Origin of the sequence: Dolosigranulum pigrum ATCC 51524, from assembly GCF_000245815.1 — a bacterium.
Lineage (GTDB): Bacteria > Bacillota > Bacilli > Lactobacillales > Carnobacteriaceae_A > Dolosigranulum > Dolosigranulum pigrum.
In genome coordinates this window covers 459,805-483,212 of sequence record NZ_JH601103.1, presented here as the reverse complement: position 1 = coordinate 483,212, position 23,408 = coordinate 459,805, and the positions used below count along the sequence as shown (strand labels likewise).

At 39.6% G+C, this 23,408-nt stretch carries 25 protein-coding genes; 19 read left to right on the top strand and 6 right to left on the bottom strand.

From position 1 onward, the window contains the following. Window positions 1-87 precede the first annotated feature (87 nt). The 11 genes from HMPREF9703_RS02255 to pgeF all read left to right on the top strand — a co-directional run bounded on the left by HMPREF9703_RS02255 (window position 88) and on the right by pgeF (window position 11,012). Complete coding sequence (locus tag HMPREF9703_RS02255; RefSeq protein WP_004635233.1) at window positions 88-1,044, top strand: ABC transporter permease; 957 nt, start codon at window positions 88-90, stop codon at window positions 1,042-1,044. 6 nt (window positions 1,045-1,050) lie between these two features. Beyond that, window positions 1,051-1,878, top strand: a complete 828-nt coding sequence (locus HMPREF9703_RS02250) for an ABC transporter permease (protein WP_004635230.1) — start codon at window positions 1,051-1,053, stop codon at window positions 1,876-1,878. Between the two features lie 2 nt (window positions 1,879-1,880). After that, a complete protein-coding gene (locus HMPREF9703_RS02245) occupies window positions 1,881-2,852 on the top strand; it encodes an ABC transporter ATP-binding protein (RefSeq protein WP_004635228.1) in 972 nt (323 codons plus the stop codon). Next, complete coding sequence (locus HMPREF9703_RS02240; protein WP_004635227.1) at window positions 2,849-3,604, top strand: ATP-binding cassette domain-containing protein; 756 nt, start codon at window positions 2,849-2,851, stop codon at window positions 3,602-3,604. Before HMPREF9703_RS02245 ends, HMPREF9703_RS02240 begins: the two co-directional genes overlap by 4 nt. Before the next feature lie 127 nt (window positions 3,605-3,731). Further along, window positions 3,732-3,941: an IS3 family transposase gene (locus HMPREF9703_RS08715; protein WP_004635225.1), complete on the top strand. Its 210-nt coding sequence runs from the start codon at window positions 3,732-3,734 to the stop codon at window positions 3,939-3,941. A gap of 323 nt (window positions 3,942-4,264) precedes the next feature. Beyond that, window positions 4,265-4,492, top strand: a complete 228-nt coding sequence (locus tag HMPREF9703_RS02235) for a hypothetical protein (RefSeq protein WP_040376797.1) — start codon at window positions 4,265-4,267, stop codon at window positions 4,490-4,492. Between the two features lie 89 nt (window positions 4,493-4,581). Continuing rightward, entirely contained in the window at window positions 4,582-4,680 is a 99-nt protein-coding gene (locus HMPREF9703_RS09270) for an ABC transporter ATP-binding protein (protein WP_081476653.1), read from the top strand. 176 nt (window positions 4,681-4,856) lie between these two features. Continuing rightward, window positions 4,857-5,975: a hypothetical protein gene (locus tag HMPREF9703_RS02230; protein ID WP_004635222.1), complete on the top strand. Its 1,119-nt coding sequence runs from the start codon at window positions 4,857-4,859 to the stop codon at window positions 5,973-5,975. A 72-nt stretch (window positions 5,976-6,047) separates the two neighbouring features. Continuing rightward, window positions 6,048-7,193, top strand: a complete 1,146-nt coding sequence (locus HMPREF9703_RS02225; protein WP_004635221.1) for an exonuclease SbcCD subunit D — start codon at window positions 6,048-6,050, stop codon at window positions 7,191-7,193. Further along, entirely contained in the window at window positions 7,190-10,258 is a 3,069-nt protein-coding gene (locus HMPREF9703_RS02220) for an AAA family ATPase (protein WP_004635219.1), read from the top strand. The genes HMPREF9703_RS02225 and HMPREF9703_RS02220 overlap by 4 nt, the downstream gene beginning before the upstream one ends. Window positions 10,259-10,283: 25 nt before the next feature. Further along, entirely contained in the window at window positions 10,284-11,012 is a 729-nt protein-coding gene (gene pgeF, locus HMPREF9703_RS02215; protein ID WP_004635217.1) for a peptidoglycan editing factor PgeF, read from the top strand. Window positions 11,013-11,132: 120 nt separating this feature from the next. Here pgeF and HMPREF9703_RS02210 read toward each other — a convergent pair whose 3' ends face one another. After that, complete coding sequence (locus HMPREF9703_RS02210; RefSeq protein WP_004635215.1) at window positions 11,133-11,444, bottom strand: HesB/YadR/YfhF family protein; 312 nt, start codon at window positions 11,442-11,444, stop codon at window positions 11,133-11,135. Between the two features lie 277 nt (window positions 11,445-11,721). Here HMPREF9703_RS02210 and HMPREF9703_RS02205 point away from each other — a divergent pair, with 277 nt between their 5' ends. The 4 genes from HMPREF9703_RS02205 (at window position 11,722) to HMPREF9703_RS02190 (ending at window position 16,083) form a co-directional block, all read left to right on the top strand. Then, the gene (locus tag HMPREF9703_RS02205; protein ID WP_004635212.1) at window positions 11,722-12,831 is read left to right on the top strand and encodes an ABC transporter ATP-binding protein; all 1,110 of its coding nucleotides are present in this window, start codon (window positions 11,722-11,724) and stop codon (window positions 12,829-12,831) included. A 136-nt stretch (window positions 12,832-12,967) separates the two neighbouring features. Beyond that, window positions 12,968-13,504 carry a dCTP deaminase/dUTPase family protein gene (locus HMPREF9703_RS02200; protein WP_004635210.1) on the top strand — a complete coding sequence of 179 codons (537 nt, stop codon included), beginning with the start codon at window positions 12,968-12,970 and terminating at the stop codon, window positions 13,502-13,504. Window positions 13,505-13,556: 52 nt separating this feature from the next. Then, on the top strand, window positions 13,557-14,933 hold the full coding sequence (gene radA, locus HMPREF9703_RS02195) for a DNA repair protein RadA (protein ID WP_004635208.1): 1,377 nt from the start codon (window positions 13,557-13,559) through the stop codon (window positions 14,931-14,933). 46 nt (window positions 14,934-14,979) lie between these two features. Continuing rightward, window positions 14,980-16,083 carry a PIN/TRAM domain-containing protein gene (locus tag HMPREF9703_RS02190; protein WP_004635206.1) on the top strand — a complete coding sequence of 368 codons (1,104 nt, stop codon included), beginning with the start codon at window positions 14,980-14,982 and terminating at the stop codon, window positions 16,081-16,083. A gap of 71 nt (window positions 16,084-16,154) precedes the next feature. Here the strand turns inward: HMPREF9703_RS02190 and HMPREF9703_RS02185 are convergent, their stop codons facing one another. Continuing rightward, window positions 16,155-16,541 carry a hypothetical protein gene (locus HMPREF9703_RS02185; RefSeq protein WP_004635204.1) on the bottom strand — a complete coding sequence of 129 codons (387 nt, stop codon included), beginning with the start codon at window positions 16,539-16,541 and terminating at the stop codon, window positions 16,155-16,157. 712 nt (window positions 16,542-17,253) lie between these two features. On the opposite strand from HMPREF9703_RS02185, the gene HMPREF9703_RS02180 reads away from it, so the two are divergent. The 4 genes from HMPREF9703_RS02180 (at window position 17,254) to HMPREF9703_RS09200 (ending at window position 21,272) form a co-directional block, all read left to right on the top strand. Then, complete coding sequence (locus HMPREF9703_RS02180) at window positions 17,254-18,372, top strand: hypothetical protein (RefSeq protein ID WP_004635199.1); 1,119 nt, start codon at window positions 17,254-17,256, stop codon at window positions 18,370-18,372. Between the two features lie 23 nt (window positions 18,373-18,395). Then, window positions 18,396-18,989: an ATP-binding cassette domain-containing protein gene (locus tag HMPREF9703_RS02175; protein WP_004635196.1), complete on the top strand. Its 594-nt coding sequence runs from the start codon at window positions 18,396-18,398 to the stop codon at window positions 18,987-18,989. Beyond that, entirely contained in the window at window positions 18,970-19,464 is a 495-nt protein-coding gene (locus HMPREF9703_RS02170; RefSeq protein WP_004635195.1) for a hypothetical protein, read from the top strand. Before HMPREF9703_RS02175 ends, HMPREF9703_RS02170 begins: the two co-directional genes overlap by 20 nt. Before the next feature lie 1,676 nt (window positions 19,465-21,140). Continuing rightward, the gene (locus tag HMPREF9703_RS09200) at window positions 21,141-21,272 is read left to right on the top strand and encodes a hypothetical protein (RefSeq protein WP_004635191.1); all 132 of its coding nucleotides are present in this window, start codon (window positions 21,141-21,143) and stop codon (window positions 21,270-21,272) included. A gap of 146 nt (window positions 21,273-21,418) precedes the next feature. Here the strand turns inward: HMPREF9703_RS09200 and HMPREF9703_RS08875 are convergent, their stop codons facing one another. Genes HMPREF9703_RS08875 through HMPREF9703_RS02140 form a run of 4 tightly spaced genes read right to left on the bottom strand, consistent with a single transcriptional unit; the run spans window position 21,419 to window position 23,389 of the window. Next, complete coding sequence (locus tag HMPREF9703_RS08875) at window positions 21,419-21,559, bottom strand: hypothetical protein (protein ID WP_004635190.1); 141 nt, start codon at window positions 21,557-21,559, stop codon at window positions 21,419-21,421. 55 nt (window positions 21,560-21,614) lie between these two features. Next, window positions 21,615-21,830 (bottom strand): hypothetical protein, encoded by a 216-nt coding sequence (locus HMPREF9703_RS02150; RefSeq protein ID WP_004635188.1) that lies wholly within the window; start codon window positions 21,828-21,830, stop codon window positions 21,615-21,617. A 28-nt stretch (window positions 21,831-21,858) separates the two neighbouring features. Next, window positions 21,859-22,554 (bottom strand): ABC transporter permease, encoded by a 696-nt coding sequence (locus HMPREF9703_RS02145; RefSeq protein WP_004635186.1) that lies wholly within the window; start codon window positions 22,552-22,554, stop codon window positions 21,859-21,861. Further along, window positions 22,547-23,389 (bottom strand): ABC transporter ATP-binding protein, encoded by an 843-nt coding sequence (locus tag HMPREF9703_RS02140; RefSeq protein WP_004635184.1) that lies wholly within the window; start codon window positions 23,387-23,389, stop codon window positions 22,547-22,549. The genes HMPREF9703_RS02145 and HMPREF9703_RS02140 overlap by 8 nt, the downstream gene beginning before the upstream one ends. Between the last annotated feature and the right edge of the window lie 19 nt (window positions 23,390-23,408).

Below are 23,408 nucleotides of genomic sequence, written 5' to 3'. Positions count from 1 at the left end.
GTCGATATGACAGCTGCGCTTGTACATAGATATAGACGAGGTGTGCGGATATGCGCAACCGCAAATAAAGAGAGAAAGAGTGAAATAATGGGAAAATATATTGGTAAACGCTTGTTGAGTTTAATTCCGGTCATTTTTATTGTGACATTTATTGTATTTGTCATTATGCATATTACACCAGGAGGGCCGGCTGCCGCTATCTTAGGATTGGAAGCTTCGCCGGAAGAAGTAGCACGGTTAAATGCTGAGTTAGGGTTAGAAGATCCGTTCTGGGTGCAATATTGGAACTGGTTGAGCGGAGTTCTCACCGGAGATCTGGGGCACTCGTATTATATGAATCGCAGTGTCAATAGTGCGATTGCTGCGAATTATGGCCCAACTGTTGCGCTTGCGCTGTTTGCCACTTTTTTATCTGTTATTTTTGGGGTTGGTTTTGGCTTACTGGCGGTCTATTACCGTAAGAGTTGGGTTGACCGTTTAGTGGTAGGTAGTACACTCATCGGGCAAGCAACCCCCAGTTTTGTCTTATCAATTTTGCTCTTAATCTTATTCGCTGTCGTGTATCGGATATTTCCGGTGTCGGGCTATCGTCCTCTCTCTAGTGGGATAGGTCAACATTTGCGTTATTTGTTCTTACCAAGTGTGGCGATAGCGATTGGACAGACAGCGCTGATTGCTCGGATTACGCGTTCATCATTGCTCGAAATTGTTGATGCGAATTATATCTTAACGGGCCGAATGAAGGGCTTAAGTGAGCGATCATTACTCTTAAAACATTCGCTTAAAAATGCCTTGCTCCCTATTCTAACTGTGATTGGTCAAGGACTTGGGGGCTTGTTGTCAGGGACGATTGTGGTTGAGACTATCTTCGGGATTCCAGGACTTGGTCAACTTCTCGTGAATGGAATTTCGCGCCGAGATTATGCCGTGATTCAAGGTGTTATTCTGATGATTGCTGTTAGTTATATTTTGGTCAACTTAGCGGTTGATGTACTGTATTCGGTGATTGATCCGCGTATTGCACTTGAAGCGAAGAAGGACTAGATAATGATGAAAAAGATAGCAAAAAATAAATTATTATTCATTGGTAGCATTATTTTTGTCAGTTTAGTGGTGCTCGTCATGGTTGGGCCGTTGTTAGTATCTTGGAATCCCAATAGTGTGGATGCATCTAACCGCTTAATGTGGCCAAGTGGTGCGCACTTGTTGGGGACAGATGAATATGGTCGTGATCTGTTAGCACGTGTGCTACAAGGGGGCCGTATTTCGTTACTACTAGGAACCGTTGTTATGATTGTTGCCGTTACTTTAGGGACGGTGATTGGCTTATATTCAGCTTATTATGAGCGAGTCGGGAATGTCTTGATGCGGGTGATTGATGGAATTATGGCAATTCCTGGGTTATTGTTAGCTATTGCGCTAATGAGTGCATTCGGAGGCTCGATCTATAACTTGATGATTATCTTATCGATTGTCTATATCCCGTCGACAGCGCGGTTAGTTCGCTCTAGTGCGCTCGATGTGATTAATGAACCGTTCGTCGGAGCAATCCAGTTAATTGGTGCGAGCGATACACGGGTGATTTGGAAGCACCTATTCCCGAATATTATTCCATCTCTGGCAGTTCAGGCGACCTTCGTGTATGCGGGAGCGATTTTGGGAGAATCAACATTGAGCTTCTTAGGAGCAGGGATTCCAGCACCGGCACCTTCTTGGGGAAATATTATCCAGGGTGGACGGACGGTTATCTTCAGTCAGTATTACATTGTCTTATTCCCATCAATTGCCGTCTTGCTGGCAGTAATTTCCCTTCATTTATTAGGGGAAGGCTTGCGCGATGCACTTGATCCAAAGCAACTTGAGTCAGAGGAGGCCTAGCCATGGAAGAGCTTATTAGATTAGAAGACTTGAATGTCTCATTTGCGACGACGAACGGTTATAAGCCTATTATTAAAGGGATTAATCTATCTATTCAACCTGGAGAAATTGTTGGATTAGTCGGTGAAAGTGGAAGTGGGAAGAGCGTGACGGCTCGTTCGATTGTTCGCTTGAACGATGAGCGTACACTGACAGATTATGAAGGGGCGATTTATTACAAGGAAGATAATATCTTAGATTATTCGCCAAAACAATTGCGCCAGTTCCGTCAAGGTGTCGCATCGATGGTTTTCCAAGATCCAATGTCGTCGCTTAATCCACTGATGACGATTGGGAAGCAGTTAATTGAAGCCATTCGTATGGCGGACACATCGATTAGTCAAGGACAAGCTCGTGAGAAAGCATTGGACTTGATGAATAGAAGTGGCTTGCGCCGAGCAGAACAGCTTTTAGATGCATTGCCACATGAATTATCAGGTGGGATGCAACAACGGATTATGATTGCAATAGCGTTGGCGAAAGATCCGGTGTTACTTATCGCTGATGAAGCCACCACTGCGCTCGATGTGACCATTCAGGCACAAATTTTAGATTTATTTAAAGAGATCCAGCAGAACTTGAATACGGCATTCTTATTCATTACGCATGATTTGACGATTGCTCAAGCTTTATGTGATCGTATCGTCGTGATGAAGGATGGCCATATTTTAGAAGTAGCACCAACCGAAACATTATTCACAGAACCTCTGCATCCCTATACATTGCAATTATTTAGTGCTATTCCTGGTTTGAAGCAACCACAACGAGAACATATTCAATGGATGAAAGAAGAGGCCCAGCAGACGTTATCCGCCGAGAATTTAATTATCTGGGACTTGGCCAGTGAGCAGCCAGGTGTTCTCAGTGAAGTCACACCAGGCCATGAATTATTAGTGCAGCATCAGTCTAATCAAGCGAAAGGAGACGTTCGATGAGCCAGCCATTATTAACCGTTCGCGGTATTACACAAGAATTCGCCCAAGTGAAAGCCCTTGATGATGTCAGCTTAGAGATTCAACCGAAGCAAACATATGGCCTCGTTGGTGAATCTGGTTCTGGGAAGTCAACACTCGGCAATATTATTGTCGGAGCCTTGAAACCAACTGCTGGGACTATTCAGTTCGACGGAGAAGAATTAGGCATGAAGCGGGAAATGGCACAGAAAAAAGCCATCCAAATGGTCTATCAGAACCCACGATCATCGCTCAATCCACGTCTTACCATTCATAATACATTAGATGAGGTGCTAGTCATTCAGACAGATTTATCTAAGGCAGAGAGGCAAGCACGAATTGAAGAGACCATTGTGAAGGTTGGTTTAGAGATTAAACATTTGAATAAATACCCGCACGCACTCTCAGGAGGACAATGCCAGCGCGTGGCAATCGCTCGGGCAATTATCGTCCGACCCAAATTAATTATTCTTGATGAAGCTGTCTCAGCGTTAGATGTGTCGATTCAATTTCAAATTTTACAATTATTGGATGAATTGCAAGACACATTTGATGTTAGCTATTTATTTATTAGTCATGATTTGCGAGTGGTTAGTGAAATTTGTGATCATGTGGCCGTTTTAGAAGCTGGTCAACTGGTCGAGAGCGCCTCGGGTAAGACAATCTTCAACAACCCACAACACCCGTACACACAAAAATTATTATCATCGATCTCGACTTTGGAATACATTTAAGCCGACATAGCTAGTAAATATAAATCAATAACTTAAACAGAAGGTGACCTTATCCATCATTGTCAGTTTGGCAAGTGTACTGCCCCCAAAAGTTAGCGTAAATTATTCTAATTTTTTGGGGGCATTTATGTCCAAAACATATTCATACCCGTTTAAATTAAATATGGAGAATTTAAAGCAAGAAATGTATAATGGTCAAGACAAAGTGGCTTTTAATGACTTCAGGCGCAGGATCGAAAACTACATTCATTTCTACAATAACGATCGAATAAAAGTAAAATTGAGCGGCTTATCTCCGGTCAATTACCGGAAACAAACCACGCAATCACGTGGTTAATCATCACTATTCAAAACTCCAACTTTTGAGTGTCATATCACAATAGACCAGTCTTTTTAGCGTGGATAACTTTAGATAAAAATTATTCCAGGGTAAATATTTGTTATTTTTGCCCATTAATCAGCGATTGAATGCCTAAGTTGTGGAAATTCCAATTTTATTTTTAAAATTTAATTCTAAAAAGGGACACCGAAAAAGCTCCATTAAAGTTAACATTTGGAATTTGTTATATTATTTGATAACCTACAAATACCAACTGATATATAATATAATTGTAGTAGGAGTAACAGCACTAGCAGGGGCAACAGCTCTTGGGGGATGGAATGGATACAAAGATACCGAAGATCAGAAGAAAGAATAAAAGAAATTATGGTGAAAAACAAATGTCAAATACTGAAAATGGATCAAAAATAATTTTTGCTTTAAGAATATTATTTGTCTTGTTGATAGTAGCTAATATATCGATGGATTTATATTTCTTAGGATCTGTAGATTACAAAAATATAAAATGGATGATAGTTACCCTAGTATTTTTGTTTATTGTTGAATAGAACAACAGAGTCGTTTAGTAAAATATAACTATATTATGCTGAGCGATTCGTATTACATATCATAATACATTGGATGAGGTGCTGGTCAACTGGTCGAGAGCGCCTCGGGTAAGACAATCTTCAACAACCCACAACACCCGTACACACAAAAATTATTATCATCGATCTCGACCTTGGAGTATATTTAAGCTTAAGTGACTAGCAAACATAATGTAATTATTTAAACAGAAGGTGACCTTATTCATTCTTGTTGGTCTAACAAGGTGATCGATGAGGTGGCCTTTTTTATAGAGATGAAACTAGCGAAAAGTTGAAATAATTGATATACTGAAGGTGATTGACTGATAAAGGAGTATATAAAACGATGAAAAAATTAGTAACGGCAGTCGCGGCAGCTGCGCTATTAGGCGGTTGTGGCTTGTATGAAGAAACACCGAATGAAGATGAAAAAACGGAAGAAGCAGCGGATAAACAGCAAACAGAGGTGACATTCTCGTTGCAGGAGTCGAATCGCTTTGCGCAAGTTTCAGCGCTTAACGATGAAACTTTGAAGTTGTTGTCAGACCGAGTAGCAGCCGGTGATGAGCAGGCAATGGGTGAAGAGGGAGAAGTCTCGATGTTGTTCTCAGGAACTTACTTAGAGGCAGAAGATCAGCTATATGGTGTCTTCTTAATCACAAATCGCACAGACAAAGTGATGACAAATTTACGCTATCGGATGACGATGAGCGAATCAGAGACGGAAGTGCCATTTGTGCAAGAGGATATCTATCTGGGCTCGCAGGCATTCGGGACATTAGAGCCTGATACAGCCATGCCGGTCTATGTGGAAATGTCGACTGATCTAAGAGGAGACTTGGATAGTTATGACTTCGGACAAGCAATTGTTGAGTTATCCAACCTCCATTATGAACAACCTGAACAGGCAGAAGGTGCAGAAGGAGAAGCAGATAATCCGTTCCCAGATGGCTTCACACCAGGATATCACCCGCAATATACGCTATCTGTACAACATGAACAGCAGTTGCGTCAAGATATTGAAGACGGGAATGTGCCAGAATTAGAACTGGTTATTCCACCAGTTATTCAGAACAATCCTCAGAGTGCTGAGATTAAGGAATTATTAACAGATAAGCTCTTAAACCCAGCGAAGGGGTTGTCGATTGAAGAGGATATGACTCTACACTGGACGGGAGTAACGGCGGAAGATCCAGATGGTAGCTTGAGTACGCTCTTCTTAGTAACGAATCGAACTGGTCAGGATAAGGAAAACTTCTCACTAACGATGAATTTCTCTGATTCAGAAGGGGAGCCCATTTTAGAAGCGCATGAATTGCAATTTTCGGCAGAAGAATATGGTGTGTTGCCAGATCAAGGCTTAATGCCTGTCTTCGTCGAGATTCCAAGCGATCGTGCTTCAGTATTAACCAATATCTTGGAGGGACATGCTGATCCGGATTATAGTATTGTCAGTTTTCAGTAAATAGTTATGCAGACAGAGCGGGCGTTGGTGGACGTCCGTTTTGTTTATTTAAACGAATAGAGGAGGGATTCGATGCGTTTTTTACATACAGCGGATTGGCATATCGGAAAGATTGTGCATGAACAGTCTATGTTGGCCGATCAAGCGTATATCTTGGAGCAGTTGATTGAGCAAGTGGAGGAATATGAGGTAGATGCTGTGTTGATGGCGGGGGATTTATATGATCGGAGTTTGCCCCCAAAGGAAGCCGTATCGTTGGTGAATCAGACGTTGAGTCGCTTAATTAATGAGTTGGAGGTGCCGGTCTTCATTATTGCGGGCAATCACGATAGTAATGAGCGGATTGAGTATTTATCGGGAGTCGCTGAAGCGAAGCAATTATACATGGAAGGGACCTTGAAGGCATATACACGCAAAGTCTCATTGAAAGAGGCAGATATTTATATGATGCCTTATGCGGATCATGTGCTGATTCGACAAGCCTTAGATCAACCAGAGATTCGAACGATAGAGGAGGCAGTTGCGGCACAAGTAGAACAGATTACAAGTTCAGATGATTTTGATCGTAGTCGGATTAATATGGTTATGTTTCATGGATATGTGATAAGTGGGAGCCGTACATCGCTAGAGGAGTCGGATTCAGAGCGTCCTTTGAGCATTGGAACGGCAGAGTGGATCGATCAGTCTATCTTTGATGCGTTCGATTATGTTGCATTGGGTCACTTACATAAAGGACAAAAAGTTGGCTCAAATCGTATTCGCTACAGTGGTTCGCTTCTGAAGTATTCGAAATCAGAAGCAGCGCATCAGAAAAAAAGCTTCATTATTGATATTGATCGTGATTCACTAGAAGTGACCCCGGTGCCGCTGATTCCCAAGCGTGATATGCGAATTGTGCGCGGGGCATTCGATGACTTAATGCAACAAGATTGGTCGGATGATTATATCTTTATTGAGTTGACGGATGATATGTTTATTCAAGATGCGATGAGTCGATTGCGGGGACAGTTCCCTCAGATATTGGGGGTAGAATATGTGAATTTGAGAGCGGATCAGTCTACTTATCAGACAGATCGTTCACAAGATCTGAAGCGTCAGTCGATTGAGTCATTATTTTCTGATTTTTTTGAGCAGTATACGGAGCATACGTTGGATGAACCGCGCCGTGAAGTAGTGCGAGAGATTGTGCGATTGGTAGAACAGGAGGAGACGGTATGAGGCCATTGAAGTTAGAGTTGCAAGCATTTGGGCCATTTCGAGATAAGATGGTTATTGACTTTTCGTCTTTCGATCAGTCCGGCTTATTCCTTATATCAGGTCCGACTGGTTCGGGGAAGACGACGCTATTTGATGCGATGGCTTATGCATTATATGATGAGGCGAGCGGTGATGTTCGGCAGCGTGACACATTGAAGTCACAGTATGCCAATGATGAGATGCTCTGTTATGTGAAGTTTACCTTCGATGTGGGAGGGAAGACGTATACGATTCTGCGCAAGCCTACCCAAATCGGCCCCGGTGTAAGAACGAAAACAAAACATATTCAAACCGAGGCAGAACTGGCCATCAATGGCACAATTGTTGCGACGAAAAAAACCGAAGTGGATGCCTATATTGGACAAATCTTGAGCTTAACTGCTGATCAGTTCAAACAAATTGTGATGATTCCTCAAGGAGAATTTCGGCGATTATTAATCTCAAGTAGCCGTGAAAAAGAAGCCATTTTTCGTAATATCTTTAAGACACATCAGTTAGAGACCTTCCAGATGAAATTGAAGGAGAAGGCAGATGCGTTTAGAGAAAGACGGCGCGATCTGACCGTGAAGTTAAGCCAAGTATTGACAGATATGCAACAAATTATTGATCATCCACCGCTACATGAAGCTGCGGAGAAGCAACAACTACCGGTAGTGCGATCCGAATTGCAGCAGTTGATAGCTAATGGACAAGTTGAGCGGGAAGTGGTCGAGGAGAAGCTAGCGAAGAACCAAGAGCAACAATCCCGCTATGAACAGATCTTGCAACTACGGATAGATCAGGCCGCACAACTGACTGAATTGCAGCAGTTGGATGACCAAGCGGAGATGATTGCCCAGTTAAAGCAACAGCTGCATAATCACCGAGAAGCAAGCGCACTTGATCAACTGTATCAACCACTTCAAGAGACAGTGCAATCCATCCGCCAAGCGGAGCAAACATTGACACATTATCAAGCTGAACAAGCAAAACTTAAGGAACAGCAAGCTATCCTTGATCAGGAACAAGCGACCTTGCAAGCAGAGATTGCACAACTCCCTACCGTTGAAACAGAGATTGAACAATTGCAAGCCGAACAACGATTATTTAAGGAATTAGCTGATATCGAAGCAGAGCAGTCAACACTACAAGCCTCTTTGTCAGAGCAGCAAGCGACACTAGAAGACACGAACCAAGTTGTTGACCAACTAACGCATCAAATCGAAGACAAAGAAGCCCAACTCAGCCAAATCAAACAATGGCGCCAGACCTTAGAAGAGCTACAGGACGAACAAGCTGACTATAAGAACACCAAGCAACAAGCTGAACAAATGTTAGAGACATTAAACCAGCTTCAGCAATTGAAGCAGCAAATTTCTGCCATTAATACGACGCTTGAACAAAAACACGCTCATTACCGCAAACTAGATGCACAAGCCAGTCGCATGGAACAAGCTTATTTAAGCAATTTGGCCGGAAGCTTAGCGGCTGAATTGGTGTCAGGCGAAGCGTGCCCAGTCTGTGGATCGCTCGAACATCCCGATCGTGCCACTACCCATGTGGACACCGTGACCAAGGAACAAAAAGAAGCAGCTGAACTTGAGGCCACGCAAGCCCGTGAAGCATGGGTGACGACTAAGGCCAAGCGAGAGCACTTATGGGAAACATTCAATGCCACCTTAACGCAGGTAGCGATCGAAGGAGATGACTTGGACCAGGAAATAACACAGAAGCGCCAGCAAGTGGAGCAACTGGATACGACCTTATCATCGCTTAACCAACAAATCGATACCTTGCGCCAAAATATTGCCAAGGAACCTCAATGGCAACAAGACTTGAAGGATTTAGAGCACCGGCGTCAAGCTACCATAGAGACACAGACACGATTGATCAGCAGTCAAGAGCACATAAATGAGCGCTTGACGACCTTGACAGTCAAAGCCCAGCAACTAGCGCAACAATTAACGGATGAATCGATAGAGGCACTTGATCAGAAGCTAGCAGACAAAAAAGAGTGGAAGCAGCAAGTGACCGATCAGCAGCAGTCTCTGAACAAGCGCCAAGAGACCCTAGCAACAGAGCAAGCCAGTAATAAGAAAGGCATCGACTTAACAGAAGAACACCTCACCCAGCTGGAAACCAAGCATCATAAACAAGAAAAAGCTTATCAGCAAGCTTTAGCTACTAGCGAGCTAGATGATACGTTTAGACAGTATTTAGTCGCTGACCAGACAGCTAAAGAATGGGAAGATACCATTAATCAAGCTCAAGAGCGGCGTGCCATTGCTAAGAGTAAATTAGCTGATCTCCAACAAAAATTAGCGCAATATGATGCTGACCAAGCGACAGACTGGTATAAGGAACAGCTAAACATATTATCACAACAAGCTTCTGAGTTAAGAGCAAGTCGCGATCAATGGATTAGCCGACTGGACAGTTATCAGCGAATCTTAACAGCTATTATTAATTTAAACCAGGAACAACAAGATCTTAGAGAAAATAGTCAGATTTACGAAGAGTTGCATGAACTGGCTTCCGGGAGTAAACAGACCCATCGTGTATCATTCGAGCGTTATGTATTGAGTATGTATTTTGATCATATTATACTAGCTGCTAATAGTCGCTTGAAGACGATGACCGATGGACGCTACGTGCTGCAGCGACCGAATACAGATCAACAAAAAGGCTTGGCCGCACGAGGCTTAGATCTAAATGTGCTTGATCATTATACTGGACAGAATCGCAGTGTAGCTACCTTATCAGGTGGCGAGATGTTCAAGGCATCGTTATCACTTGCGTTAGGACTATCGGATGTTATCCAGAATGAACTAGGCGGTGTACATGTGGATACACTCTTCATCGATGAAGGATTTGCTACATTAGATATGGAATCACTCGATGTCGCCATTCAGATTCTGATGGACTTGAATAAGACGGGGCGTTTAATTGGGATTATTTCTCATGTGGAGGAATTGAAGACCCGCATTGCTTCGCGGATTAATGTGCATAAGACAACACAAGGCAGTCAAGTTGAAGTAGTCGTTTAACGACAAGAGACCTAAGGAGGAAGTTATGAAATCAAGCTTATTATCGCAGGCCGGAGTGACTCATCAAGTCTTCGGGCGACCGTATAACTTTAGATATCAGACACAACAGGAGCACTTGGCCAGAGATGTTAGACGGGCATTGGCAGTGCTCGGCGAATTACCTGATATGATCTATTCGGGTGAACAATGTCATGGGAATCAGATTGCTTATGCCGATGGGATGAGTGGAGAGTCATTCATTATTGGTCGGCAGTTTTCAGAGACAGATGGATTAATAACGGACAAACCCGGTGTGGCACTGATGATTAAGTTCGCTGACTGTACACCGCTTGTCTTCTATGACCCGGTGAAGCAGGTACTGGCTTGTGTGCATTCTGGCTGGCGTGGCACAGTTCAGCACATTGCAGCGAATGCGGTAGAACGGATGACACGTGACTTCGGTTGTGTATTATCTGATATATTAGTCTACGTTGGTCCATCTATTGATCAAGCGCATTATGAAGTCGGTCCAGAAGTTTACGACGCATTTGCTTCAGTGGGGAGTCGTGAGCAATATTTTCAGCCCCAAGGAGATAAGTACCGCTTAAGTATGGTGGATGCTAATGTCGCTATTTTGCGCCAGTTAGGGTTTCAGTCGAGCCAGCTTGATATTTGTCGAGCGTCAACCGTTACAGATCCTACACTCCATTCAGCACGTCAAGAAGGGCCAGCATATGGATTGAATGCCTTAATTGCCATGTTACCTACTATATAGAAAAAAACTTCACCCGTTTTTGTAGTGCCATTGAGATGAGAGAGCACTATATAGGGTGAGGTTTTTTTAGTTATCTTTAACGGACAATATTGTTCACATTGAAGAACTGTATCAGATGAACTAGGCGTCAGTTTCTCTTTCGGTGAAGTTGTAGATTGGGGCTTCGCGTTCAGTATCGAAGTCAACTTCTAAGTCATATCGGGCGAAGAACCAGTCGTCATCTTTAGACGCAAAGTAAGTACGGCCGTTCTCTTCTAGTTTCGCTAACAAGTCGTGTTCAGCGGGATTATCTATCTTCATCCCGACTGAGAACCCATCGTGGACATCCGTTTTGCCGTATAACTTACCGAAGAAGCGAATGCTCTCGCCCTCTTCTAATGGATAAGACTCTTCGAACCATTGGCGTGCTGTCTCTGTAATTGTTAATTGCATTGTTAGTCTCCTTTATTCTTTATGGTCTTTTAGTGACAAGAATTAATAGCTTTACACCGTTCATTGTACTATGAAAAAGCTGATTCGTAAATACTAACGGACTGTCCAGTATATTTTAGGCAGAATGAACAGATTATCTCAGCGTTTAGGAAAAGTGTACAATCGTTTTCATGCAAAATGACATAGTATTGAAAACGGTTAGTTGATATACTATAAGAGAAGTAAGAGAGCAACTGCTGGCAGTGCCCGGTAGAAATATAATTAAAGGAATGATACAATGGTTGGTATTAAAATTAACGACATGTACAAAAAATACGAAGGAAACGATGCGTATTCATTGCAAGAATTCAACTTAGATATTAAAGATCGTGAGTTTATCGTTTTCGTTGGACCATCTGGTTGTGGTAAATCTACAACACTTCGTATGATTGCTGGACTGGAAGAAATCACAAGTGGAGAACTCTACATCGGAGACGAACTCGTCAACAACGTGGCACCAAAAGATCGTGATATTGCGATGGTATTCCAGAACTACGCGCTTTACCCACACATGACTGTTTTTGATAACATGGGCTTCGGGTTAAAATTGCGTAAATTCGATAAACAAGAAATTAAACGTCGTGTAGAAGAAGCGGCTGAAATTCTCGGTCTTAGCAAATTATTGGACCGTAAACCAGCTGCTCTATCAGGAGGTCAGCGCCAACGTGTTGCCTTGGGACGTGCGATTGTCCGAGATGCCAAAGTCTTCTTAATGGATGAGCCACTTTCTAACTTGGATGCTAAGTTGCGTGTGGCGATGCGTGCTGAGATTGCGAAGTTGCACCGTCAATTAGAGACCACTTCTATCTACGTTACCCACGACCAAACAGAAGCGATGACAATGGCCGACCGAATTGTTATCTTGAACGATGGATTTATTCAACAAGTTGGTTCACCGAAAGAAGTCTATGACCATCCAGTGAATGTCTTCGTCGGTGGATTCATCGGCTCACCTGCTATGAACTTCTTCAACGTTAACTTAAAAGGAAACCGCATCGTTGAACAAGGTGGTGGAATTGATATCCAGATTCCAGATGGTAAGCTCAAGTTATTGAAAGAACGCGGCTACAATGATGGAGATGAATTAATCTTCGGTATTCGTCCAGAAGATATTAAGAGCGATCAAGTGGTAATTGATGCTTTACCAGAAGCGACGGTAGACATTGATGTATCAGTTGCGGAGTTACTTGGGGCTGAAACGATGGTCTACTGTAACATCGCAGATAAAGAATTTATTGCACGTGTGGATGCGCGTGAAGAAATTCAAGCGGGTGACAAGATGACGGTGGCCTTCGAGTTATCAAAAGGACACTTCTTCGATCCAGAGACAGAGAAAGTCATCAAGTAATCGCAATAGTTGAACCCACATATTTTTCACGGTAAAATAGGAGGCTGAGGGATTATTCCTCAGCTTTTCTACATATATAGAGTGCCAATCTAGTAGAGAAATAAACGAACACAAAATGAAATAAAGGAATGATACCATGACAAAAAAACGTGGATTTGAAGTCGTTAGTCGCTATCAAGACGAGGGAATTAACTTACCGAAACGGGCAACCACTGCTTCAGCAGGATATGATATCGAAGCAGCAGAAGATACGGTCATTCCAACAATTTGGAAGGCTCTCTTAGCTGTCGATGATGTGTCAGCCGCACAAGTCGCAGGGGAGCTACCATTAGCTAGTCAGGACCATCTTGGCTCAGTTCTCGTTCCAACAGGGGTGAAAGCCTTCATGCCAGATGATGAATATCTATTGTTGGCGAATCGCTCCAGTAACCCGATGAAGCGCGGCTTAGTGTTACCGAACGGAATCGGTGTTATCGATGCAGATTATTATGGTAATGAAAGCAATGAAGGCGAAATTTTTGTCCAACTGATCAATTACGGACGAACAGACTATACAGTGAAGAAGGGCGACCGCATTGCGCAAGGAATCTTCACACCGTATAAGACTGTCTCGGATGAACAAGGAGCAGAACTGAATCGACGGAGTGGCGGCTTCGGCTCAAGCGGACGATAAATCAGCGCTGATAATCGGCAGGGAGTAGACTAACTGAAAGGAGCATAAATTCATGGCGAAGAAAAAAGTAAATTTCATGTGCAACGAGTGTGGGATTGAATCTCCGAAGTATTTGGGAAGATGTCCATCTTGCGGGGCGTGGGATTCCTTCGTAGAAGCGCCAAAAGCAGCGGACGAAGACCAAAAAGATAACCGCAAAAGGGTCTCCTTAACGGGGGAGAGAGCGACACCGACCTTAATTACAGAGGTAGAAGTAGAGCGTGAAGATCGTGTGACAGTCCCTTTCAGTGAGTTCAACCGTGTGCTGGGAGGCGGGATTGTCCCGGGATCACTTGTCTTGATCGGAGGAGATCCCGGCATTGGGAAGTCCACCCTGTTGCTTCAGATCTCAGCTTTCTTGAATAATCAAGGGGCGAAGGTGCTCTACGTTTCGGGGGAAGAGAGTGCTAGTCAAATTAAGATGCGAGCGGAACGCTTAGAAGTTGTCGGGGCGAACTTTTACTTATATGCGGAGACCGATTTGAGTTATATTCAAGATGCGATTCAGAAGTTGCGACCGGACTTTGTTATTGTGGATTCGATTCAGACGATGCACCATCCAAATATTGATAGTGCATCCGGTAGTGTATCGCAAGTGCGTGAATCGACAGCCACCTTGATGCAGCTCGCGAAGACGAATGATATCGGGATCTTCATTGTCGGTCACGTAACGAAGGAAGGCTCGATTGCGGGGCCACGTATGTTAGAGCATATGGTGGATACCGTGCTTTACTTCGAAGGGGAACAACATCATACGTTCCGAGTCTTGCGCGCCGTGAAGAATCGGTTCGGTTCGACTAACGAAATTGGTATCTTCGAGATGAATGAAGATGGACTAAAAGAAGTGCATAATCCGAGTCAGCTATTCTTAGAAGAGCGGCTGGCGGGGACGAATGGCTCAGCCGTTGTCGCTGCAATGGAGGGAACGCGTCCGATTTTAGTAGAGATTCAGTCGCTCATTGCCCCGACTGCCTTTGGTCATGCCAAGCGAACAGCAAGCGGCCTGGATTACTCGCGCGTCTCCTTAATCATGGCTGTATTGGAGAAGCGAGCAGGGCTTTTATTACAAAATTATGATGCCTACTTGAAGGCAGCAGGTGGAGTGAAGTTAGATGAGCCGGCGATTGACTTAAGTATCGCGATGAGCATCGTCTCCAGCTATAAGGAAAAAGAAACCCAAGCCACGGACTGCTTTATCGGAGAGATTGGCTTAACTGGCGAAATTCGACGGGTCTCTAAAATTGAAGCACGGGCTACGGAAGCGGCTAAGTTAGGCTTCAAACGTGTCTTTATTCCCAAGAATAATATAGACGGCTGGACGCATCCTGACGGTATCGAAGTCATCGGCTGTACCACTGTCTCAGAAGTAATGAAGCGAACATTTAACTAATCGTTTGCACGTAATAATGTAACAGAAAAATAAAAAGGAGGATGTTATGAGTAAAATTATTATTATGATCTGGGTTTTTGTCCTAGGTAGTATCGGGTACAATACCTTACCAGAAATTATGCAATTCGTGACGTTGCCGTTTAAAATTCCGATTACATTTGATTGGATTGGAGCGATTCTCGGCGGTGTGATTGGCTATTTGGCGGGATTATTCACCCATAAACCAATCGAACGCAGCTTGAATAAAGTTACCCATATATTTTCGAAACTGCAATTATCTTATTTATTATTTGGGAGCATTGGGCTGGTGTTCGGACTGATCATTTCATGGTTGATTAGCTTCTCACTGCAATCATTCAATATTCCTATTATTAGCAACTACTTGCCCTTCGTGATCGCCGCCTTGCTGGGATACTTGGGCTTCTATGTCGGAAGTAGCCGTCACCGGGAATTGACCGCCATCTTCCGTAGCCAACAAGAACATACCAATATCGTGGACAAAGAAGTCGCAGAGGGGTTCTATAAGTACAAGATATTAGATACAAGTACGATTATTGATGGTCGGATTCTCGATGTGGTCCGTACGGGTTTCATGGAAGGAACATTAGTCGTCAGCAAGCACGTCTTACGTGAATTGCAACATATTGCCGATTCTGCGGATAGCTTGAAGCGTACGCGTGGGCGTCGCGGCTTGGATATCTTGAACGAACTCCAGAGTGATGAAGCGATCCAAGTAGAGATGAACGACCAAGACTTGCATGAGACCGAAGAAGTTGACTTGAAGCTACTTCACTTAGCGAAGGAATTACACGGTGTCGTGATCACTAACGACTTCAACTTGAACAAAGTTGCCCAATTCCAAAATGTCAAAGTCCTAAATGTTAATGAATTGGCCAGCGTTATGCAACCAGCTGTCATTCCAGGCGAACAGATGAAAGTCAATATTGTCAAAAAAGGAACCGAACATGATCAAGGTGTGGCCTATCTTGATGATGGCACGATGGTCGTCGTTGAAGGCGGCCAACGACACATCGGCAGTAGCCAACATGTCGTTGTTACCAGCTCCCTGCAGACCAATTCTGGCCGCATGATCTTTGCTAAATTAGTAACCAATCAGAAATCGCTAGATCACAAGGGATATCATGACTAAATAAAAAAACTAAAAGTGTTGCTCCTGAGTAGTTCAGGAGCAGCGCTTTTAGTAGTGTATATTTAAACATTTTAAATATTGTTTAAATAGTTGTCTTCCCAGACGAAATCAGAAAAATATTTATCTAAAACATCTTGCAATGTTCCGTCATCGAAGAAATAACGACTGTAAACTTCAATGGGAAAATCAGTGGATTGCACCGGTAATGCATCAATGAGTTCAAATATATCTAAAATTTTCTGGAGTCGCCACTGAACAATCACTCCATCAGCCGTTTCATAAGATTCTTCTTCCAGTGTATCGTAAATTTTTTGATATAGTTGGGGATCAGAGATATCTTCATCAACGCAAAGAAGTACAATACGATGCTCATAACTCTCATGGGGAATGTTTCCATGAACTTCGACACTTTGAAATAACGTACTAATTGATAAAATCTTGCTCATTATCTTCTCCATTTAACGCCTCCTTTTTTATTATTATAGCAGATTTCAATGAGTCTGTGAGTCGTTTTTACTTAGAAAATATATACAGGACAAGAGAACAGTAATAGAAAATAAATTATCTAGAATTTTTTTTATTTAGAAAACCGTTTAGGCAAATAAGTTAATCATTTAGGAAGTTTTTGTTTTAAGAGTGGAAATCATGCTATTATTTGGTAACGCATTTATTAGATAGGTAGAGGATCAAGATGTCTAGAGAAAATTTGTGAAATAAAACGGTAGTGGGGAAACAATTGAAAAATTGCATCAACAAGCATTAGAATAAACAGAGAATATAGTTAAAATATTTATGGAATGAAGATTTGATTGTTTCAGTAATAAAAATAATCAGGGAGTTGGTTGCAAATTCTAGAGTAATATTAGTGATTTTTTAGAATAAAGCAAAAAAAGTGTTTTTGTGAAAGGAATGACAGGGATGAAAAAAAATATATTATATATTACATTTTTTTCTTTATTATTTGTGCTTGCAGTGGTTAGCTATATGTGGCCTGAATTTTATGAACTAGAAAAAATCTTAATGTTTATAATAGCTTTGAATTTATTAGCAATAATGCTAGTTCGGGAACAAAAACACAATGATTAGTGATATAAATTCATTTTCGCACAGATACTATGGCTTATAATTATTTATTGCAGCGTGGTAAAATAAAAAGAAAGGAGGAGCCTTATGAAAGAGTTACAACAGATTTATAAGCTAGCACGATTAAATTATCCCAAATGGTGGAAAGACAATGAAGTAATCATTCATTTGTCTGTAGGATTGCTATTATCGATGAGTGTTTATTTGATGTATTCATTTATTGGTGGCAGATTATCTGTTTCTATTTCTTTTTTAGTGTTTGTGCTAATAACTCAATATAATGCGCCTCTTATTTCTGAAATGTTCTATAGTCATACAGTAAATCATTTCAAAACATCTAATCGTGTATTGTGGAAATATATGTTATTTAATTTATTTGCTTATAATCCAGTAATTGTTTATTTTCCAGCTTTATCTATATTAGTTTTATTGATGGTTAGCAGTAATTTGCCGTTATTCACATTACAACTTTTAGTCATAGTCGGCAATATTCTCTATATGTTTCATATATTTATATCGCATGTATTGTATAAACATCTAATCAGTGGTTTTATTATTGTTATGATGATAGTAGCAAATATTTTCAATGATGTGTATCTATCAAGCTTATTCGTAGGGATCTCCTGTTTTTTAATTACTTATATGTTTGTGAACGTAACTAGATTATTTTCCATTTACGATATCAATGATTACCAGAAGAGAAGTACTGTTCGTACAAAAAGTATGGTTATTAAATATATTCTTCATCTTCCACCACAAGAAATTGCTGAAAAATTATGGAGTATGGTTGTAGTCATAGGTGTGACTGTAATAACGGGAAATTCTATTTATCTTTTTTTAATTATTATGCATCAAGTTTTACGACATGAACTGTTGTTAGATTATAAATTAAATATGATGGCGCAAGCTATTAAGCCGTATTATTTTTATAAGTTATCTAAAGCACCGTTTATCAGACGGTTTAGATATTCAGATATTTATTATACGACAATCCCATTCATGTTGATGACAATTATTGTAAGTATACTTCTAGGACAATTATTGGTAGGAGGGATAATATTGGTCGTACAAGCAATTTGTGCGGTTGAATATTATTATTTGCAAGAACGTCTATTTAAAGTAAAGAGTCGTAGTGGACAAATATTTTTCCAATTTCTCACAAGTATACTGATTATACTAGCAATATGGATAAGTCACTATGTGTAAAATATTTTGGAAGGAGTGAATTTATGACTGATCTACATGTACAGGAAAATGTAATTTCTAGAGGTAATTTTTCTTGTCAGATTCCTAACTTAATTCTTAGACCTAATATTTATCAATTGATTGGCGAAAATGGCGCAGGGAAGAGTGTTTTTTTAACTTCTTTAGCTGGAGTAGAATCGCCTCATATAATCGAGAATAAAGATATCAATGTATTGTATCTCTCAGAAGTACCTATTGTTTATCCATTTTTGACGATTGAAGATAATATTAACTTGCTACATCACTTTCATCAATTAACACCAGATAAAGAGTTCATTCAGAAATTGTACCGTGGGGAGCAGTTAGCAACTTTAGCAAGTGATGCATCTTTGGGGATGCAGTTGAAAGTGGGATGTACTTTATTATTTCAGTATCAATACTGGGATTTGGTAATTTTAGATGAAACACTAAGTGGTATAGATAAGTCTTCATTGACCATTATTAGAGAGAGCTTTCAGAAATTAGTGGACCTAAATACAATAGTAATTTTTGTGAGTCACAGTGATATTTTTCAAGATATTGAGGTGTCAAGATTATATATAGAGCAGGAGAGATTATATGAAAGCTTGGAAAGATGATTTATTGATTTTTGTCCCTTACTTAGTGGCATTTAATTTGGTAATAATACAGCAGATAAATACACAATATCAAGATGTCATAATTTCGGTAAGAACCGAGTTGGACATGTCAAATTTTCAGCTTAATATTTTTTTGGTACTTATTGGGACAGTTTTTGCAGTGGTGATTTATCTGGTAAATTACCTTATACTAACGACAGGCCTTTCTCTTGTTAACTTATCCGGGGAAGTGAATCAACAAGTCAAATACTCTTTGCTGCTTGGAGATACATTAGTAAGTGTAGCCACATTGTTTACACAAGAATATATTGATTTATCTTCGGAGCTAACGATCATCCTTAATTCCGTGTTAGGTCTATTATTTTTTGCGGGATTATTGTATAGAAGGGAAATGTCTAAGAAATCTTTTTTCACTGCGGTAATTATACGTGGGGCATTATACATGGTCAATAGTATATGGGTGTTATTAAAATAAAGAAACAAAATAAAACAACCAGCCCTCAATGTCATGACTACTGAACATAAGACTGCTTTACAGCAAGGTTCAAAGACCATGATGTAAGGGGCTGTTTAAGTTGTTATATAGTAAGTTATTGGTTCATTTGTTCAGTATTCTTAAGTATCACTAACACGAGGGCACAGACAGACAGCCCTATGAAACTTACCCAATTGAAGGGTTGATTAGTGAGAAAATTGTATAGTTCTAGTGCACAGATTATAATAATGCTGCTGATACAGACAAACCGTGCCACCATTTTTCCAGTAATTGTCATATTATGTCACCTCCACTTTTCATATATCCTTTTACAATCTCATTGTAGCATAAAAAAATTACAGTTCCTCGATTCTTCGTGAAATGCAACAAATCAGTCCGTGAACAGGGAAATATAATGAATTTTTTATTCAGAGATTCAATTAATGAGTACAGATATATAGAGTGTAATTGTTTGGTTAATAGGATTATTAATGCTACAATTTTTGATAACAACCATTAAAAATTATGTTGTTACTTTAGGATCTATTTTAGGGACGCTAACTGGGGTGACTGGTGTCTATGAACATTGTCTTCGATAAGGGATGTGGGAGATTGATGGATACGGAAGCTTTAAATATTATATTAGTACTTATATTGTTTAGTTTAATCTATTTACAAAGGAAGCAGATTCGAAATCTTAAAAAAGAAAATTCTATTTTGAGAGATAAAATAAAAAGATTAAGGAAGAACAAAAGGTTGTAGATGAACTGTCCTTATTGATATAAGGGTCGAAATACTTATGGGACAATGCAAGTTGTAAAATTATCGTGAAACTTTTAAAAAACAGATTTAAAACAGAGTCTATTCGGGTTTAATGAGTAGGCTCTTTTAGTTGCACAAAAATCAATGTTACACAATATCTGTCAGATGCACTATTCTAAAAATGGACTGTTCTCCCGAGCTGTCCTAGTTCCAAAAAGCTACCAGTATCTAGGAGTAGCAACTAGATTTTTTCACAAAATCCGTCCTTCTCCCACGCATGTTGTGTGAATTGTTCGCTTATGGGTTTGGTGGTGTGATTCTGTCATTGACCGTTAAAAGGCGACAAATCAGTCCTTGAACAAGAAAATTTACCAGTGTTTCCCTATTCACGGACTCAAATCCACCGATTCACGAAATATTCCAATGATTTGTTAAATATCTGGTATAGTGGATGTAGTAGAGAAGAAATGCTTCTTCAATTCAGGCAATAGTATGAGTCATTAGATATTGCACCGTTCATCTTGGAAGATACTAGCAATTGATGTGGCTATTTATGATGAAATTCTCGGAGGATGGTGTCATCATTTCGTGAAGAATAGTATTATCTTTTGTATTTTATAAAATTGACTGGTAGATTCTATTTGACGCTTAAATAAGGGGGTTATATGATGGATTATCTAATATACAAAAAATCTTTCTTAATCATATCAATAGTACTTCAAATAATTGCCTTGTGGATGATAAGTATGGCGAAAATTCCTTTGTTGAAATGGATGATAATGGCTATGCCAATTTATTTAGGGTATGCATTTTATATAGTCAAATTTATCCAACACCATAATAGGAAAAAATAATTCCTAGTTTATTGGTAGCATTCTTGTAGGTTATACGGATGAAAGGAAAGGATAGATATTATGAAAGATTTTATTGAACACTATAAAGAACCGTTAAAATGGCTGATTGTATTGTTTTTCGCTCCAGGCTTAATACAGGGAATTTACCACGTTGGCATAAAGGTGGGGCAAGCACTGACGCAGTGGCTCTAGGTACTTCATTCATGCGAATGGTGATAGATTCTTACATGATAATAATTGAACGGTTTACCTGAATAAACAAGACTTCACCAATAGGGATTAATTAGATTTAATCACTAGCGGTGAAGTCTTTCTTTTTTGATTACAATATTCAATCATTAGGTGAAAAAATGATATAAATTTCTGCCAAAGTCTTTCCCATAGTCATAAATAGTACCAAATGCTCCAAAAAATGCTAGAAATATCAATACACCTATGATAATGTGTATTAATTTTTTATTATCTTCATAAAATTTCATCAATATACTTCCTTTCTTCCCATTATATTTTATTTGTCTTTATCCTGAGTGTCTTTTATCCAGTAACTATCAATCTCGCCTTTTTCTTAGCAGAAATAAGCATAGATGCGTAGCCAACAATCACTACGATACTTATATACGAATTTAATGAGAAAACTGTTCCCCAAAAGTCAAATGATGAAAGTGAATAGTTTAATAAAAACCAGAGTATGTTAAGTGCTAATATTGCACAGAACATATAGCCATTCAACACTTTTTCTTTATCACTCATACTTTCTCATCCTTTCAATAATTAAATATTAATGGTTGTGATTAAAAATAATGGCATTAAGTATTAATAATCCTACTAACCAAACAATTACACTCAATATATCTGCACTAATCAAATGAAATGTTTCAATATTATTAAAAAAATGTATATAACTACCCATGAAACTGTATTTTCCAATTAATTCAATATAATCACTTGTATGTGATAGAATAGGTAGCATCATAATAAGAAACATTATTGGGAACCCATACACTTTTGCCTTAGCCTGAGTATCTGCTAACATAGCTATCGCAGAATTTAATAGCACAATATTTATAGATGTTAACAACATAACGCCAAGATACGCTCCTAAATGTGTTATATCCAAAATATTTGTTTGCGTAATTAAGGGGAGTATAAAAATAGTCATTAGCGTTAACAAAAAGGGATAAATAATAGAACCAATTATATATTCTATATGACTAACCCCTGCTAGGAATAACGATTTTAAATTATTTTCTTCTTTCTCTTTTGATACAATAGTCGCAATTGGGATACCTATGCCAATACTGAAAGACATTGCAATAAACATAAATAAAAGCGGTAAACCATCTTGTCCTTTGATATTCATTAATTTACTATATAGTGTGACAAACCCATAAGGTAATAGTATTTGAATTAGCAACTCTTTATTGGCTAAATATTGTTTAGTTCTCAACCAAAACAGTGTCCATATATTAGTCATCAGTCAATTCATCTCCTGTCAGTTTAATAAAAACTTCTTCTAAAGTAGGTTCACAGGTATGTATACTTTCGATATCGCTTAAATGATTCAAGTACTGTTCAAGTTCTGCTAACTGTATAATTAATCGCTCTCCTTTGTATCTGATTTCTACTTGTTTTTGGCTATAATGTGCTTGAATTATACCTTGAGGTGAACCTGATTCAATAATACTACCTTTGTGGAGTAATACCAGTTGATCACATAACTTATGTGCTTCATTCATATCATGGGTTGTTAAAAAGATGGTTGTTCCTTGATTCTTTAATTCTAGTAAAAGATGATGAATTTTTTGAGATGTTGTGGGGTCTAGTCCACTTGTCGGTTCATCTAAAAATAATAATTTAGGTTTATTTAAAAGAGCTCGAACCAATAACATGCGTTGCTTCATTCCCGTAGATAAGTCTTTAGCTAACTTATTTTTATCCTCTGATAATTGAACATAACTCAGTAATTCTTCTAAGTAATCAAGGGAAGTATTATGAATTTTTGCGAATAAGACTAAGTTATCATAGAGTGATAGTTCTTTATAATAACCACTTTGATCGCTAACAATTCCAATATTTGCTAAGTCATTCCGAGAAAATTCTGAGACAAGTTTATCTAGAATATACAAGTCTCCTGCACTAGGCTTCAGTTGACCGGTTAATAGGTTAATTGTTGTTGTTTTTCCGGCACCTGATGGGCCTAAAAATCCAAATATATCTCCTTTTTTTACTTGAAAATTGATATTATCGAGAGCAATATTATCCTTGAAATTCTTTGATAAATGTTTCACATCTATTATAGGTTGTTTCATTATCTACATGCTCCTTTCT